The organism is Chryseobacterium scophthalmum (assembly GCF_900143185.1).
Lineage (GTDB): Bacteria > Bacteroidota > Bacteroidia > Flavobacteriales > Weeksellaceae > Chryseobacterium > Chryseobacterium scophthalmum.
Window position 1 is genome coordinate 15,940 of sequence record NZ_FSRQ01000002.1, and the last position, 17,282, is coordinate 33,221.

The window sequence follows — 17,282 nt, forward strand, 5'->3', positions numbered from 1 at the left end:
CCTAACTGTTTAAAATCTCAAACACAAAAGTCGTAGAGGTTTCAAACGCACCACCTTGTGTTGTTCCAAATAAGAACTGCGGTTTTTTCCCGTCTTTGCTCATCAAAATCATTGGACGCTCTAACCTTCCAAATCGTTTTAAATGTTTTGGTGGATTAGCTTCCTGAGTATAAGACTGCATATTGAGATAAGCTATTTCAGGTTTTGTCCATTTCATTCCGTTTTTTGTCGTTAAATGCAAACCATATTCGTGGTTAAAAAATCCCATATCACGAGCGATCATATGGAACTTACCGTTTTCTTTCCAGATAAAAGCGTCTTCAAGCTGAGCATTGTTGGGTAAGTTTGAAAAATCAATCACTGGATTTTCAGAAACCTTTGCGTAAGGTCCGATTGGAGAATCTGCTTTTGCCAATCCGTATTTTCGGTTACCTCGAACGGTTCCTTTCTGAGTTTCGTATTCTTTAGTATTCCAAGATTTGTAAAACAGCCAATATTTTCCGTCATTTCCTTTTACAAAAGCCGGATTTGTAGTACAATGATCGTCCCAAGAACCTTCTTTTCCGGGAAGAAGCAAAGGTTCATCCGGTCTGTTCCATTCTCCACTCAAACTTTTCGAAGTAGCCAATCCTATTCTTTTGGTATTGGTTTTCCCGTTGGAATTTCCCATAAAGAACAGAAAATAAAGATCATCAACCTTTTTTATCAGAGGATTATGACAAGTTGTTGCATCCCAAAATTCGCCACCTCTTGGACTAAGAACAACCTCTTTATGCTCAAATTTATCGAATGGAGAATTGGCTTCCGCTCGACAAATTTCAGAGCCATTGAGCCAACCTCCCATTCCTTTTTCTTTTTTCCATCGAGAATAAAAGAGATGTACTTTTCCATCTTCACCCCAAATCGGAGACGAGCACCAAATATAATATCCTTCGAGTTCTAATGAACGACCGATCGGTTTTAGTTTAAAATAAGGTTTGTCGGAAAAATCAAATGCTTTAGTAAATGACGAACCCAAAAATACAGCCGCCATCCCCAATCCTGAGATTTGTAAAAATTCTTTGCGTGAAAAGTTTTTGGGCTGTTCCATATCATAAAATTCGCTACAGCCAAGGTAATGGGATTGATTGTGCAGAGCATCCTGCACTTTCGGGTTTTCTTATAATGGAAATGGTTTGATGATGATTTTTTTGTTTCTAATAGAAAACTTACAAGCAATTCGACGTCGCTGATTTTCAATCCGTTGGATTTTATTTGATGAAATTTTGTAATTTTAAATAAAAGATTGTTATAACAAACCAAAAGATATTTGCTTTTAAATCCTAAAAGATGATGTTATTAATCCAAAACTCCTAACAGTATGAATTTTAAAACTAAAATGTTTATGATTTTATTATCCTCTTTATTAATTACGAATTGTAAGGAGGAAATGAAAAAATGTGTAAGTCAATCTACCGATACTAATGTAAAACTATATAATGATTTAACAGATCAGTTGATACCTTATTTTTTTAGAGAAGATTATTTAGGTGAAAAAAGATATTTTGATAGTTTAAGAGTTCATGATGATGATTTATATATCGAAGAGAAGACAAAAGCGCACAACGAAATTTTTAATCATCCTGAAAAATTTTGCAATTTGTATATAGATTCTACTAAAAGTAAAAATACATATTTCGGGACAGATAATACCGAGGTTTATTTAAGACGCATAATCAGAACGAAGGATTCTTTTAAAGACTTTTCTAATAATCCAGATATTAAAAATTTAAGCATACGAAGTTCTATAAAAGCAAATCAATTTAATTTGTGTACCACAAAAGTTCTAGATCTGGCAGAGTATGATAAACATACAAATGAATGTGAGATAGGTGTTGTCTATTTTTCAGAGATTGTATTCGATACTTCAAAAAAAAGAGCATTAGTTTTTGTTGACCATCGTATAAAAAAAGATTATTACGGTAGAAATGCTGTATTTAAATTAATATTGCATGATAATTATTGGGAAATAGAAGATGCTATGTTAGTGTCAACTTCCTAATTTCCCCAGTTGGTGCGAGTATCCGCTACGCAAAGTCTCCCGACTTTGCACAATAAACAAATAAACTCCGAAGTCAGGAGACTTCGGAGAGCAAAAAAGCACAGACCAAAAAATCTGTGCTTTCTATTTAAATATAAACTATTTTATTTCTTCGCTGCCGGTTTCTTAGCCGCAGGCTTTTTCGCTGTTGTCGTTGTCTTCTTAGTCGTAGCCGCTTTCTTCGCCGCAGGTTTCTTTTTCTCTGCAAAAGCTTTAGGATCTTGGTCGGTAATCCATTTTTTAACCTCATCGATAGAAACGTCTTTCAGCTCGTCTGCTTCATACTTGGTATCGTCTTTCTTTTTAGGAATTTTATAAATATTCTTTCCATGTTTTACGATAGGACCCCATCTCGCATTTTCAATTGAGATTTTTTCAGCTTCCCACTGTTGGATGTAACGGTTAGCTTCTTTTTCCAGTTTGGCTTCTACCAATTCGTTGATGTCGCTTTGAGAAAGGTTTTCGAAGTTATATTTCTTCGGAACGTTGATAAAAATACTTTTATACTTAATGAAAGGACCAAATCTCCCTGTTCCTTTTGTAATCGGCTCACCTTTGTATGACGCAATGGGTGCATCGGCTAATTTCTTTTCAGCAATGATTTCTTCCGCACGTTTTTGATCTATAGAAAGAGGATCTTCACCTTTAGGAATACTGATGTAAGTTTCACCCCATTTTACATAAGGACCAAATCTTCCGACTCCGACTGATACGGTCTGATCTTCAAAACTATTTAATTCAAAAGGCAATTTGAATAGCTCCAAAGCATCTTCCAGGTTGATAGTCGCAATATTTTGTCCGGCCAATAATGATGCGAAAATTGGTTTTTCTTCATCATCCTGCTCTCCAATTTGAATCATGGCTCCAAATCTTCCGATTCTTGCATGAACATTTTTACCGGTTTTCGGATCTACACCTAATAATCTTTCACCATTCGCACGGTCTGCATTTTCTTCTACATCGGCAATTCTTGGATGGAACTTTGAGTAGAAATCGATCATCATTTCTTTCCACTTTTGGGAACCACTTGCAATTTCGTCAAAACTTTCTTCTACTCTTGCAGTAAACCCGAAGTCTAGAATTTCACTGAAATTATTCGTTAAGAAATCATTCACAACTTCTCCTATGTCAGTAGGAACAAATTTATTTTTGTCGCCTCCAAATTTTTCGTCAAGAACTTCTTTTTTGATTTTATCATTTGTTAAAGAGATTTTCACAACCTCTCTTATCTGTGGCTCAATTTCTCTTTTATCAACATATTCACGGTTCTGAATCGTCTGAATGGTTGGAGCATAAGTCGATGGACGACCAATTCCCAATTCTTCCAGTTTTCTTACCAATCCGGCTTCTGTATATCTTGCACTCGGTCTTGTAAACTTTTCCTGTGCCGTAATTTTTTTATAGCTTAAAACTTCACCAACGGTTACTTTTGGCAACAACTTTTCGTTGTTTTCCTCATCATCATCTTCTGTTTTTACAATTCCGTATGCTTTAAGGAAACCGTCAAAAATAATAACTTCACCTTGAGCTTCAAAATGCTGTGGAAGTTTGGCATTACCAATTTCGATAACCGTTTTCTCAATTTTAGCATTTGCCATCTGTGAAGCCAATGTTCTTCTGTAAATCAACTGGTACAATTTGCTTAACTGCACATCTGCAATTGATTTCACAGAAAAATCTGTCGGACGGATCGCTTCGTGAGCTTCCTGAGCCGATGAAGATTTTGTAGTATAATTTCTCGGAGAAGAATATTCTGCTCCGTATTCTGATATAATTTGATTTTTTGCGCCTTCTATTGCTTCCTGAGAAAGGTTTACCGAGTCGGTTCTCATATAGGTAATGAATCCTTCTTCGTAAAGTCTTTGTGCAAGACGCATCGTGTTGGTCACATTATAACCTAATCTTGAAGAGGCTTCCTGCTGAAGTGTAGAAGTTGTAAACGGTGCAGATGCAGAACGGCTTCCCGGTTTTGTTTCTACATTTAAAACTTTAAACTCAACTGTTTTTGCAAGTTCTAAGAATTTTTCAGCTTCTTCTTCTTTTTCGAAATCTTTTTTAAGCTTAGCAGCGATTTCCTGCATTGCTTTATTTAAGAAAATTCCGTCTAGTTTGAAGCTTGCTTTTGGAGTAAACTCACGGATTTCTTTTTCTCTTTCAACCACCAATCGTACAGCAACCGACTGTACTCTTCCTGCAGAAAGACCTGGTTTTACTTTTTTCCAAAGTACCGGAGACATTTCAAAACCTACAATTCTGTCTAAAACTCTTCTCGCCTGTTGAGCGTTTACTAAGTTTTGATCAATATCTCTTGGGTTTTCAATTGCTTTAAGAATCGCATTTTTAGTAATCTCGTGGAAAACAATTCTTTTTCTGTTTTCGGGTTTCAGTTTTAATTCATCTGCCAAATGCCAAGCAATAGCTTCTCCTTCACGGTCTTCATCGGAAGCTAGCCAAACCATTTCGGCTTTCTTTACGGCAGACTTTAATTCTGTTACCAATTTCTTTTTGTCGGCAGAAACTTCGTAATCTGGGCTGAAGGTCTCCAAGTCAATCCCCATTCCTTTTTTAGGAAGATCCCGGATGTGTCCGAAACTGGATTTTACCTCGAAATCCTTTCCTAAATATTTCTGAATAGTTTTTGCTTTTGCGGGGGACTCAACGATTACTAAATTTTTCGACATATTGAAAATTTTTGCAAAAGTAAAGCTTTTTTATTAGATGAGTTTTGCTAAATGATTTTATTTACCCCTTGAAATGGCTCAAATCAAGGTTTTTTAGATATTTTTTTTGAAAGTAAAAAGCCATTCCCCAATCGATTACCAAATAAAAAAAGGTAATCTGAGAAAAGCTCTTCTTTTAATAAAATAGACAAAATCGTTTAGGGTATTTGATATTTTAAATAACATAGGCTTAAAGAATTGAGTTGTTTTTAAATTCTTTAAGCCTTATGCAGTTATTTTTTTATAATTTTAACTACTGTTTCAGAATTATTAATTCTTACCAAGTAAATCCCTCCTACCAAGCCAGAGACATTGGTAAAATTGTTTTCAAACTTTCCTGATTTTACCATTTGACCTGCCGTATTGTAAATTTGAAAATAATAATCTTTATCTTCAGTTGCCTTAATATACAATCGATCTTGTACCGGATTTGGGAAAAGAGTAATCTTGTTTTCTTTTATCTTTTCAGAAATCTCATCTTTGCTGAAAACATTTGAAGCTCGTACAGCAGAACCTGGTGTTACAGGAATTGCCGGAATAGCACCTTCTTCGTCTCCGTTTTGATTGTATTTTACTTTAACACATCGGCAATTCATCCCAAAATAAGGATCATTATTATCATGGAAAGCAATAAAACGATTCGCTGCAGAAGCCGTATCAAATAAAATATTAATTGGTCTGCCAATATAATTTGAGTTTAAAGCAGCCGTCCAAACACCGGGATATTGAAAATTATTTACTCCATAAGTTCCAACGGGAGTTTGATTTGCCAACACACTTCTAAAACCACGCGACCCAGAATTAGGATAATTTCCTACAGCATAAGCCGGATTATTGAAAACAAAACCAATACTTGCATTAGCAGAATTTTTTACGGGTACTCCCAAATAATCAGCGGTCAAGCTATAACTTGTTGCCACTTTTTTATCTTTTTTATACCAAGGCGAAAGACCAAAATCTCTATTGGTAACAATTGCCACATCTGTGAGATCTGGAATTCTCCATCCTTCAGGACAAGGATCGAAAGGCGATTTTTTACCACCTCTTCCCCATCGGTCATTGGCAACATTCGGCTCATTTAAAAGCCAGTCTGTACCATTAGTATAATTCGGAACCGCACCATTATAAGGAGCAAAAGAACTTGGAATCATATAAACCAAAGGGTTTTCTACTGAGTAAGAAAGCACTTTCGCTACTTTTTCGTTTACTTTATCACTTGCTAAAATATTTGCATTGGATGCATCTGTATATGTATTGTAAGGAATAATATAATTTCCTGACGTGTTGTTGTATGAAGCCGCATTAAGTGTAGTATAAGCAATCGCTCCAGTTGAATTCGTGTTTCCTAAAAATATATCATAAGAAGTTCTGTCAGCATATTGAAATGAAGGAATTGGATCTTTTCTTCCCCATTGATATTGCAATCCTGTAGAAGCTTTAATTTTTAAATATTCCTGAACTGTGGGAGCTAGAGGATTAGCAACAACCGGAAAAGCATCGACTGCACCAAGATTCCGATCCATAAATTCTGTTTTTAAAACATCACCTTTAGGAACATAATTTACATAATTAGTCGCTACTGCATTAGGAGTTTCAGTTGCATAAATATTAGATTCTATCGCTGTATCTGTTACCCAAATATGCCATGACCAGTAAACAGGATTTGTAATACTTCCGTTATGTAAAGTAACCACAGCATTTCCGCTTTGATTAGCGCCTAAATTAACCGCAATTTTAGAATTTGATAAATCCGTCAATGATCCCGGTGAAGGATTTATAATATTTACTGAATTAATTAAATCTGTGTTAGTTGTCCAGAGAACATTAACCTTCAGATCATTAAAGCTGGAAGTGTTTAAAATATCTGGATTATTCAGCAATTGACTCTGAACAGAAAATGCTTTAGCTACAGGGATTTCAACAGTTGAAGACACTGTAGACTTTACAACCTGATATGTGTTTGGATTATCTAACCCAACTGTATATTCAGAAATTGGGTTTATATATTCTGTAGGAAAATCATAATCATTAAGCTGAAATAACGGATCTTTAATACATCTACAAGCATTAGCATCCGAAGTTTTGGCAGTTGATAATGGCATATACCAATATCTGCCTTTAATGGTCGGGTTTGCCGAATCTGGAGTATCTCCCTGATATTTATCTGGAAGCATAAATAGCATACGTGAGCTTACAGCCGGAGTTGTATCATAAAATCGTGTCATCGTTGAAGTCCACAAACCTACATGATGCTGGTCTGTATATTGCCCTCCCTGAGTATTGATAATAACATGCCCAGTTCCGGGAAACATACCCATACTATTTCCTCCAACATTTGATAAATTAAAACCAACGTTAGGAAATACTTTAAATCCCGTCATGAAAGCTGGAACATTATTATCATTTGGTTTTATGATATGATATCCATTAGATTCGAAGGCATTCTTCCCGATATTTGTTCTTGTTCCAAATGGAGAAAAATCTACCCTTATATTATCAACATATCCACCGGAAGCTAAATTAGCAACAAGCATTGAAGGAATTCGCCATCCGTTCGGGCAAGGGTCAAATGAAGATTTATTTCTATACGGAGCGCTGCTTGCATCACTTGTATAATCTGTATTGAGTCTACCTTTGGCATTATCTGACCATAAATTGAGCTCAGTGAGTCTACTATCTGTCAAAGCTACAGTTCTTCCAAACCAATTAATCATAAGATTTGCGTTGTTATTGTAATAAGCAGGGCCCGAATTATCATCTTTATTTACATAAATAAGACTTAACGGATTTTTTACAGAAAGCTTCATATTATTATCTACAGTTGCATTAGATAATAAGACGAATTTTCTAAGGTCATCAAAATTAACAGCACCAGTAAAGTTTTTTGCTCCTCTATGACGCACTCTTCCAATAGAACCAGAAACCTCATAAAAATCATTCCCTCTATAAACCAAAGCAGGAATAGGATCTTTTCTTCCCCATTGATATAACAGACCTCCATTTTTATTCCAATCATCCGCAGTAATTGAGTTACTTAAAGCACCTAGGTTTCTATCCATCCATTTCCATTCTGCATCAGGAATTACTTCTACCGTACCGTCGCTTTTTTCTCTTTTAACGCCTGCAAAACTTTTGTAGGTTGATCCATTGGTAGGGTCTTCGGTAACCCAAATATGCCAGGACCAAAAAATTTCTCCATTTACTCTAAAAACGACAACCGCATTGCCTTCTTTTGATTTATTTACAGGTACTTTTATTTTAGCACTTTCTCCAGAACCCTCGATTTCCAGGCTGTAATCCAATCCCGACTTGATCAGACCATGATTATCTTCCCAAAGAACATCTGCTGTAATATTTCCGTCCGGAATACCAGAATAACCTAAAAATTTATAGCCAGACCACATGGCATAAGCCTTTTTCACAGGAATATAAATTCCGTCGTTCGCTTGTGAAGGTTCGAAAATATAACTATTCGGAGCCTTCATCCAATCTTTTGCAGCGACTCTCTCGGTGTTTCCGTTACTTTTATCGGGAAACTTACTACCTAAAGTATCTGTTTTTTTTATCAATGCTGAATGTTCTGATTTACAAAAAGTATTTTTTGATTCTAAATTTTGAGCATCAACAGAAAAGAAACAGAATGCTGCCGCAACACTGTAAAAGTATTTTTTATTCATATTATAATTTGATCCCGCAATCTAAAAATAAAATTCACACAAACACAACATAAAATAAAAATATTAACTAAATAAAAATATATAAAACATTTATTATGTATAATCAATAAACATATTCACATATGTATGAAAATTTCATTCCAAATTATTTCGCGCACAAAAGTACAATATTAGACTCATTATATACATAAGTCCGAATTAACTTTCATTAAGATTAATGAAAATTTAAAATAGTTTAAAACTGAAAATCAGAAGTTGTTTTAAATAGAATAAAACTTAAGGTAGCAGATAATTTTTGTAAAGTTCTGAGGTAAATCTACCTCTTACAATGTTTTGAAAGCTTGCAAAAACAATAAAATTGAATAAGAATAAAGCGATAATAAAAGCGTAAATCGTCTTTTTGGTATTTGACGAAACTACATACATCGTATTGGGAATAATGATATAGGCAAAACCTATAAAAGCACCTGCCAATCTGGAAGAAAATATACTATTGTTTCTAAAAATAAAATACATACATATTCCCATCACGGCGTAAACCTTATGATATTCATAATAAGGGAATTTTTCCATCATTTTATCATCAAACGTAAACAAGAAAAATGTAAGAATTGCCATCATCGCCTCCGGAATACCAATACCTCCATTCAATCTTTCTGCAGATTGGTTCATGTATCCGTTGAAACCTTCGACAAGCATACTGTCTGAGGTGACACCCGTCAGAAAATCTCCGAATACTCTGTAAATCTCAAATGGTGAAGCGATAATTGAACCGATAATTAAAATCAGCATCCAATATCTGTTTAAAGGAACACGAACCAGCCAATACATGGGTAAAAAAAGGTAACAAACATTATGAATACCTGAAGCAATGAAAATCCAGAAAAGATAATGAATAAGCTTTCTTTCTTTAATATAACGTAAAGCAAAATACACAATAAAAGTCCCCAGATTCTGTCTTATCTGTCCGCTTTCCCCAATAAAAAAGCCCGGAATAAACATAAACAAAGTGAAAGTAAAGGGATAGAAAGTATTATCGTCAGTATATTCTACTTTAAAAAATACGGCGCAAATAGCAATAATCAACGTAAGAACATAAAACGGTGCGTTAAACACATTGAGCAATACTTTATTAATCAATGCAAAAAGCCATTCTAAATCAACATTTTGAGACCCGTGAATATGTAATGCTTTTAGAAGTATATTGATATATTCTTTGGTATCTGCATACACATAAATCATTACATAACTTCCATAATCTGGTCCCACATTCTCACGAAGTCCCGCAACAATCATTAAATAGATTCCTAAAAACCAAAACCATTTTTTTTCAACCTTATTTCCAAAGACTTCCTGAACGCTAAAAAACAGCATGTAAACAATAGCAATCAGATAATAAGGGTGCAGTAAACTCATCGTTTAATTATATAATTTTTTTAAATCATGACACGCCACCAATGCGCCTGTGAGAATAAGTGGTAAAAATAATCTTACTTCCCAAAAAAGCCCAACCAAAGTAATCATTACAATATAAGGCATTGAAAAGAATACATACTTTTTTAAAACCAGTCTGTTTTCGCTACCTGCGCAAAGTTGATACATAAAATAAAGTGCAATCATCGAAAACAGCAATCCGGCAAGATTGAAAGGACTTGTAAAATTAGCAACAACATACACGCCTTCCATAAAAGACGTTTCTTCGTGGCTCAAAAATATTCTTAAACCTAAATATGGAATCAGGAAAGATAAAAGTAAAGGAATCACTTTCCAAATAAATTGAAAATTTTTCCGCTTTATTTCTTCTATGTTGAAAAAAACTGAAGCAAAAAAAGCAATATTAAGACATGCAGTTTCCCTCACAAGAGTTGATACCGCAATGAGAATGATCAACATATAAAAAAACACGTTTTTACCGGTATGAAGATATTTTAAAGTCAAAACAATTCCAACTAAATAGCAAAACAAAGCAATTGTATCGCAGTTTGAAGGAGTATATTGAGTCATGACAATAAAGAAAATCATCAAAAGATGAACAATTCTTCTCCCCATCACATTCGAAAAAAGATCAACCGATTTAAATTTTAAAACCGCATTAATAATTCCAGAACACAAAATAAAAAAGAAGGTATTCATCAAAAAAAGACCGTGATAAAACGGAGTTCCATTTTTAATGAGAAGATTTTTAAAAGGCAAAAGATTATTGATACAATATTCTATAAAATCTGTCATATAAATGCTCAGATAATTAGGGATTATTCGGTACGAATAGACCGAAGAAAACAAGAAATCCGGTGGTCTTTCAGAAGTTTTAAAATGAGTATAAGAAGACTCGAACCCATAATACGACATGAAGAACAGCAGAAACGGTAAAATTACTACAAACAGAAATCCGGATAATTTTTCATCAAATGTTTTCAACATACAAAACAATTGCGTCTTTTAAGAATAATTTACTGCCAAATATAATCTGGCAATAAGGGAACTTTTACAAAAGTATAAGTTTTTTTCATTTTACATTAAATATTTTATTGATTTTCAGTTAAAACTTATCAAATAATTGTTTTGAACTACTACTTAAAAATTTAAATTTGCAAACTTGATTCAAGAAACCATGCATCGTTTTTTCATCCATTTATATTATTTTATTTCTAAAAACCGACTTATTTCTATTGCTGCAGCATTGGGAATCTTATTGGTTTGTGGTTTTTTTGCTTCGAAAATTAATTTTGAGGAAGATATCAATCAGATTATTCCGAAAAACGAAAAATCTGATCTTACGGCAAAAGTTCTCACGCAACTCAATTTTTCAGACAAGATTATCGTCATCGTTGAAAAAAAATCAAAAGACGACAATTTTCAGCTTTCAGAAACTGCCGATACTTTTTTAAATAAAATTGAACCTTTAAAAAAATACATCGGCTCAGTTCAGGGAAAAGTAAATGACAATGAAATTTCGGAGACTTTCGATTTTGTCAACCAGAATCTTCCTTTGTTTTTAAACGAAAAAGATTACGCAGAGATCGAAAGAAAGCTCAGCAAAGACAGCATTGCCAAACAGGTTGAGAATAATTATGTTTCGCTGGTTTCACCTACAAGCTTAGTGACTAAAGATTTCATCAAAAAAGATCCTTTAGGAATTACTTTTTTAGGAATCAAAAAACTGAATGCGCTCAATATCAGCAAAGATTTCAAGCTTGAAGACAATTACATCGTCACCAAAGACGGCAAAAATCTTTTGCTTTTCATCGATCCTAAAAACAAAAGCGACGATACCAAAAACAACGAAGTTTTCGTCAATCAATTAAACGAAATTAAAGACGAAATCAACAAAACTTTTAGCGGAAAAACTGAGATCAGTTATTTTGGTTCGCCCGTAATTGCTGTTGCCAATGCGCAACAAATCAAAAAAGACATTCAGAACACGGTGATTATTTCGATGACGGTTCTTTTGATTTTACTAATTTATTATTTCAGAAATTTCTTTACGCCATTAATTGTATTTCTACCAACCGTTTTTGCCGTTTTCATTTCACTGATGATTTTATATTTTATTAAAGATAAAATCTCGGCAATTTCGCTCAGTGTTGGTGCGATTCTCATCGGAATCACCATTGATTACGCGCTTCACATTCTCACGCATTACAAGCACAATAATAATATTGAAGAGCTTTATAAAGAAATTACACAACCTATTATTCTGAGCAGCGCAACGACAGCAGTTTCTTTTTTATGTCTGGTTTTCGTTCGCTCTGAAGCGTTGAAAGATCTCGGTCTTTTTGCTTCGATTACGGTTTTCCTATCTTCTTTTGCAGCGTTAATTATCGTTCCGCAATTGTATCACCCGAAAGCAGATAATGAGAAAACCAACACCAATTTTATCGATAAAATAGGAAGTTATCCTTACGAAAAGAACAAACCTTTAATTATCGGTTGCTCTCTGATTATCATTGCCTGTCTTTTCGGTTTCAGGCACGTTGGTTTTAATGAAGATATTGGCGACTTAAATTATATTCCAAAAGATTTAAAAATAAGTGAAGCCAAGCTTGAAAAACTGTCTGACATCACTTCAAAATCGATTTACACTATTTCTTATGGAGATTCTGAAAGTGAAGCTTTAACAAGAAATTCTAAACTGAGTCAGTTTTTAGAAAAAGAAAAGCAAGATGGAAAAATTTTAAGCTACAATTCGATTGGAAACGTTGTTCTCTCAGAAAAAGACCAGCAGAAAAAAGTAGACCAATGGAATCAATTCTGGAACAAAAATAAAAAAGACCAGACGATTTCTGAATTAGTTGAAAACGGAAATAAATTTGGTTTCAATGCTTCCGCATTTGATCAGTTTAATGAAAACTTAAATAAATCTTATTCTACTTTAAGTTTAAAAGATTATGAAAAAGTAAAAGCACTCCAAATCTCAGAATTCCTAAGCAATGAAAAAGGATTTTATACTGTTTCGAATGTTGTAAAAGTGAATGAGAAAAACAGAGATGCATTCATTAAAGATGTCGAAAAAAGCCACGAAGCTTTAGCAATCGACCGTCAACAGATGAATGAAAACTTTTTAGGTTTATTGAAACGAGATTTTAATACACTGATTAATTATTCTCTTTTAGCGATTGTTTTAACAATAATTGTTTTCTTCAGAAATTTTGAATTGTCGCTTTTAACAATGTTTCCTATTGTTTTAACAGGAGTCGTTACCGCGGGAATTCTTTATTTTTTAGGGCTGGAATTAAATATTTTCAGCACTGTTGTCTGTACTTTGGTTTTCGGTGTGGGCGATGATTTCAGTATTTTCCTGACGAAAGCAATGCAAAAAGAGCATACAAACGGGAAAAATGAACTTCCGACTTACAGAACCTCTATTATTTTGGCAGTTTTCACAACTATTTTATCCATCGGTTCGTTGATTTTTGCAAAACACCCCGCTTTACATTCTTTAGCTTTGGTTGCTTTAATTGGTATGTTTTCGGTGATTGTGATCACCTCCACTTTATATCCGTTTTGGTTTAGGTTTTTAATTACCAACAGACAAAAGAAAGGATTGTCACCAATTACTTTGAGGTTATTTTTGCGTTCAGTCTTCTCATTTATATATTATGGTTTGGGTGGGCTTATTTTTTCTTTCTTCGGACATTTCTTCATTAAAAAAGCCAAAGGAAAAACGTTAGACAACATTAAAAAAGCCATTGCTTTATTTTTAAAATCGGTTTTGCATCTTACCCCATTTGTAAAGAAAACTGTAATAAGAAATCCGAACGAAGATTTCAGCAAACCAGCAGTAATTATTGCCAATCACACCTCATTTCTCGATACTTTGGCGATTGCAATGACAACACATAAGATCGTTTATCTTGTCAACGATTGGGTATGGAATTCTCCAGTTTTTGGTAAGCTGGTAAGAGCTTTGGGCTTTTTCCCAGTTTCTCAAGGTATCGAAAATGGAAAAGAAAAATTAAAAGAAAAAATCGACCAAGGCTATTCATTAGTTGTTTTCCCTGAAGCAGAAAGGTCTTACACCAACGATGTGAAACGCTTTCACAAAGGAGCTTTTTATCTGGCTGAAGAATTCGGTTTGGATATTTTACCACTTTACATTCACGGGAATTCTGAAGTACAGCCAAAAGGCGACTTTATTATCTACGACGGAAGTATTACGGTAAAAGTAGGCGACAGAATCAATAAAAACGATTTAAATTTTGGAAAAGATTATTCTGAAAGAACGAAAAAGATCAATGCTTATTTCAGAGATGAGTTTGCCAAACTGAGAAATGAAATTGAAGACGAAAATTATTTTAAAAAGAAACTGTTTTTAAGCTTTTTATATAAAGAAAACGAAGTCGTAAAACCTGTAAAAGAAGATTTTAATAAAAATAAATCGGTTTATTTTGAACTGAACAAACACATTCCGAATGATGCAACGATTTTTCATATCGCTGATGATTTTGGACAAAAAGATATTTTGCTGACTTTGCAACAAGCCGGAAGAAGAGTTTTTAGTTTAATTAATGATGAGGAAAAAAGACTGGTTGCCAAAAACAATTATCTGGTACAGAGACGAAAAATTTTCTACATTGATAATCAGAGCCAAATCAATAAAAAAGTTGATCTGCTTTTAATTTCTGATGATAATTTTAATCTTAATGATATCAAAGATTTACCCGAGACTATTATTTTATTAAATAGTAAGAATCAAACTTTTGAAAATCCTAATTATAAAGAGGTTGTTATTTCAGAATCAATAAAAATATTTAGGCACGAATAATAAAATTGAAAATCTTATTTTTGTAATCCATAAAAAATATTAATGCAAAAAAATATACTTGTTCTTTACTATACTCAGACCGGTCAGCTTGAAGATATTGTAAAAAATATTGCACAGCCTTTTGAAGATAAAAAAGACGAATATAAAGTGACGTATTACAACATTCAGCTCAAAAAAGATTTTCCTTTTCCCTGGCCGAGTGATGTTTTCTTTAATACATTTCCCGAATCTTATTTACAGATTCCCAGCGAAATTCTTCCACCACCGGAAGAAGTGCTCAATACTAAATTCGATTTAATTCTTTTCGGATATCAGGTTTGGTATCTTACGCCATCAATTCCGATCATTTCATTTCTGAAAAGCGGTTTTGCAGCTGATATTTTAAAGAATACGCCAGTTGTTACCATTTCAGCAACCAGAAATATGTGGATGCTTTCTCAGGAAAAACTGAAAGTATATTTAAAGAATTTTGAAGCTAAACTGATTGGTAATATTGCATTAGTAGACAGAAGAGACAATTACACAAGTGTTTTGACTATTCTAAGATGGTTAACAACCGGACAAAAAGAAAAATCAGGAATACTTCCTGCAGCCGGAGTTTCTGATGAAGAGATCAACGGAGCCGGAAAATACGGTAAGATTATTGAAAATCATTTTGAAAATAATAATCTCGCCAATCTGCAGCCGGAACTGGTAAAAAAAGGAGCCGTAGAAATCAGACCTTTTTTGGTAAGAGTTGAAAAAGTAGGGAATAAAATCTTTACAATCTGGTCTAATCTGATTATCAACAAAAAAGAAAAACGACCATTGCTGATAAAATTCTTTAAGGTATATTTGATGGCAGCAATTTGGATCATCTCACCAATTGTGTTGATTTTTCATATCTTGCTTGCTCCAATTTTATGGACGAAAAGACAAAAACAGAAAGAATATTTACAAGGAATTAATTTAAAATAGAAATGTACGACGTATTTATAACAAAAGCTTCAACATACTTGCCGAATGAGCCGGTTTCTAATGATGAAATGGAAACGTATCTTGGCTATATAAATGACAAACCGTCAAAAGCAAAAGCACTGATTCTAAGAAATAATAAAATTAAAACCAGATATTACGCTTTAGATAAAAACGGAAAACCTACGCACACCAATGCTCAGATTACGGCAAAAGCAATTGAAGGTCTTTTTGATGACAATTTCAAAAAAGAAGACATGGAATTGCTTTCGTGTGGAACAACTTCTGCAGACCAGATTCAGCCTTCTCATGCATCAATGGTGCATGGTGAACTGAACATCGGAAAATCTGTTGAAATTAATACCTCAACCGGACTTTGTAATTCAGGAATGAACGCTTTAAATTATGGTTTCTTAAATATTAAAGCCGGAATTAAAGACAATGCAGTCTGTGTAGGCTCAGAAAGAATGTCTGCATGGATGACTGCCGATAAATTCAACCACGAAGCTGAAAACTTAAAACTTCTTGAAGAAAGACCTATCGTTGCTTTCAAAAGAGAATTTTTGAGATGGATGCTTTCTGACGGAGCCGGAGCATTTTTATTGGAAAACAAACCGAGAGAAAACGAAACTTCTCTAAAAATAGAATGGATTGATTTCTATTCTTATGCTCATGAGATTGAAGCGTGTATGTATTCTGGTTGTGAAAAACAGGAAGACGGAAGTTTAAAATCTTGGGCAGAATACCCTGCTGAAGAATGGCTAAACCAATCTATTTTTGCTTTAAAACAAGACACCAAGATTTTAGATAAATATATTTTGGTAAAAGGTGCCGAAAGTTTGAGAGCATCTTTTGATAAGCACCAACTTGATCCTGAAACTGTAGATCACGTCTTGGCGCACATTTCTTCAGGTTATTTTAAAGAAGGTTTAAAGAACGAATTTGCTAACGTTGGTCTTGATTTCCCTTGGGAAAAATGGTTTTACAATCTTTCAGAAATTGGAAATATCGGCGCAGGATCTATTTTTGTTGCCGTTGAGCAATTAATGAATTCAGGAAATTTAAAGAAAGGCGAAAAAGTACTTCTTTGTGTGCCTGAAAGTGGAAGATTTGCTTACTCTTGTGCATTGTTAACGGTTTGCTAATGGAGATATCTTTACCAACATCTGACCAAAATTTTGTTGAAAGTTTAATTCCGCAGAAATTTCCTTTTGTGATGGTCAATGGTATTTCAGAATATTCTGAAGAGCATTTGGTTTCAGCATTTACCATTAAAGAAGAAAACATTTTTGTACACGAAGGAATTTTTCAGGCTTCAGGTTTAATTGAACATCAGGCTCAAAGTGTAGCACTTCATACCGGATACAAATTTTATCTTTTAGGAAAAGAAGCTCCCACAGGTTACATTGGAGCCATCAAAACTTTTGAAGCGAAAACTTTACCTAAAACCGGCGATCAATTAACTTCAGAAGTAAAAATCATCAATGAAATGATGGGCGTTACTTTGGTTGAAATTATCACAAAAATCAACGGTGAAATTATTGCGAAGTCTGAAATGAAAACGGTGGTAAAGTAGACACAAGAAC

Annotated in this window: 10 protein-coding genes; 5 read left to right on the plus strand and 5 right to left on the minus strand. The window is 33.9% G+C overall.

What is annotated here, in order from left to right; genetic code table 11:
• Position 1: 1 nt before the first annotated feature.
• On the minus strand, positions 2–1,090 hold the full coding sequence (locus BUR17_RS10195) for a glycoside hydrolase family protein (RefSeq protein ID WP_074230293.1): 1,089 nt from the start codon (positions 1,088–1,090) through the stop codon (positions 2–4).
• Between the two features lie 270 nt (positions 1,091–1,360).
• Here BUR17_RS10195 and BUR17_RS10200 point away from each other — a divergent pair, with 270 nt between their 5' ends.
• The gene (locus BUR17_RS10200) at positions 1,361–2,041 is read left to right on the plus strand and encodes a hypothetical protein (protein WP_143747565.1); all 681 of its coding nucleotides are present in this window, start codon (positions 1,361–1,363) and stop codon (positions 2,039–2,041) included.
• A gap of 143 nt (positions 2,042–2,184) precedes the next feature.
• On the opposite strand, the gene topA is transcribed toward BUR17_RS10200, so the two are convergent.
• From topA to BUR17_RS10220, 4 genes are all read right to left on the minus strand, one after another.
• Entirely contained in the window at positions 2,185–4,761 is a 2,577-nt protein-coding gene (gene topA / locus BUR17_RS10205; RefSeq protein WP_074230295.1) for a type I DNA topoisomerase, read from the minus strand.
• A gap of 272 nt (positions 4,762–5,033) precedes the next feature.
• Entirely contained in the window at positions 5,034–8,477 is a 3,444-nt protein-coding gene (locus tag BUR17_RS10210) for a T9SS type A sorting domain-containing protein (RefSeq protein ID WP_084550557.1), read from the minus strand.
• Between the two features lie 276 nt (positions 8,478–8,753).
• Entirely contained in the window at positions 8,754–9,893 is a 1,140-nt protein-coding gene (locus BUR17_RS10215; RefSeq protein ID WP_074230296.1) for an EpsG family protein, read from the minus strand.
• A 3-nt stretch (positions 9,894–9,896) separates the two neighbouring features.
• The gene (locus BUR17_RS10220) at positions 9,897–10,898 is read right to left on the minus strand and encodes a hypothetical protein (RefSeq protein ID WP_074230297.1); all 1,002 of its coding nucleotides are present in this window, start codon (positions 10,896–10,898) and stop codon (positions 9,897–9,899) included.
• 175 nt (positions 10,899–11,073) lie between these two features.
• Between BUR17_RS10220 and BUR17_RS10225 the strand changes: the two genes are divergently transcribed.
• Genes BUR17_RS10225 through BUR17_RS10240 form a run of 4 tightly spaced genes read left to right on the plus strand, consistent with a single transcriptional unit; the run spans position 11,074 to position 17,272 of the window.
• Positions 11,074–14,742, plus strand: a complete 3,669-nt coding sequence (locus BUR17_RS10225) for an MMPL family transporter (protein ID WP_228418695.1) — start codon at positions 11,074–11,076, stop codon at positions 14,740–14,742.
• Positions 14,743–14,784: 42 nt separating this feature from the next.
• Positions 14,785–15,699, plus strand: a complete 915-nt coding sequence (locus BUR17_RS10230; protein WP_074230299.1) for a hypothetical protein — start codon at positions 14,785–14,787, stop codon at positions 15,697–15,699.
• A 2-nt stretch (positions 15,700–15,701) separates the two neighbouring features.
• Positions 15,702–16,841 (plus strand): beta-ketoacyl-ACP synthase III, encoded by a 1,140-nt coding sequence (locus tag BUR17_RS10235; protein WP_074230300.1) that lies wholly within the window; start codon positions 15,702–15,704, stop codon positions 16,839–16,841.
• Positions 16,841–17,272, plus strand: coding sequence for a hypothetical protein (locus BUR17_RS10240; protein ID WP_074230301.1), 432 nt, complete (start codon positions 16,841–16,843; stop codon positions 17,270–17,272). The genes BUR17_RS10235 and BUR17_RS10240 overlap by 1 nt, the downstream gene beginning before the upstream one ends.
• The last annotated feature ends 10 nt before the right edge of the window (positions 17,273–17,282 follow it).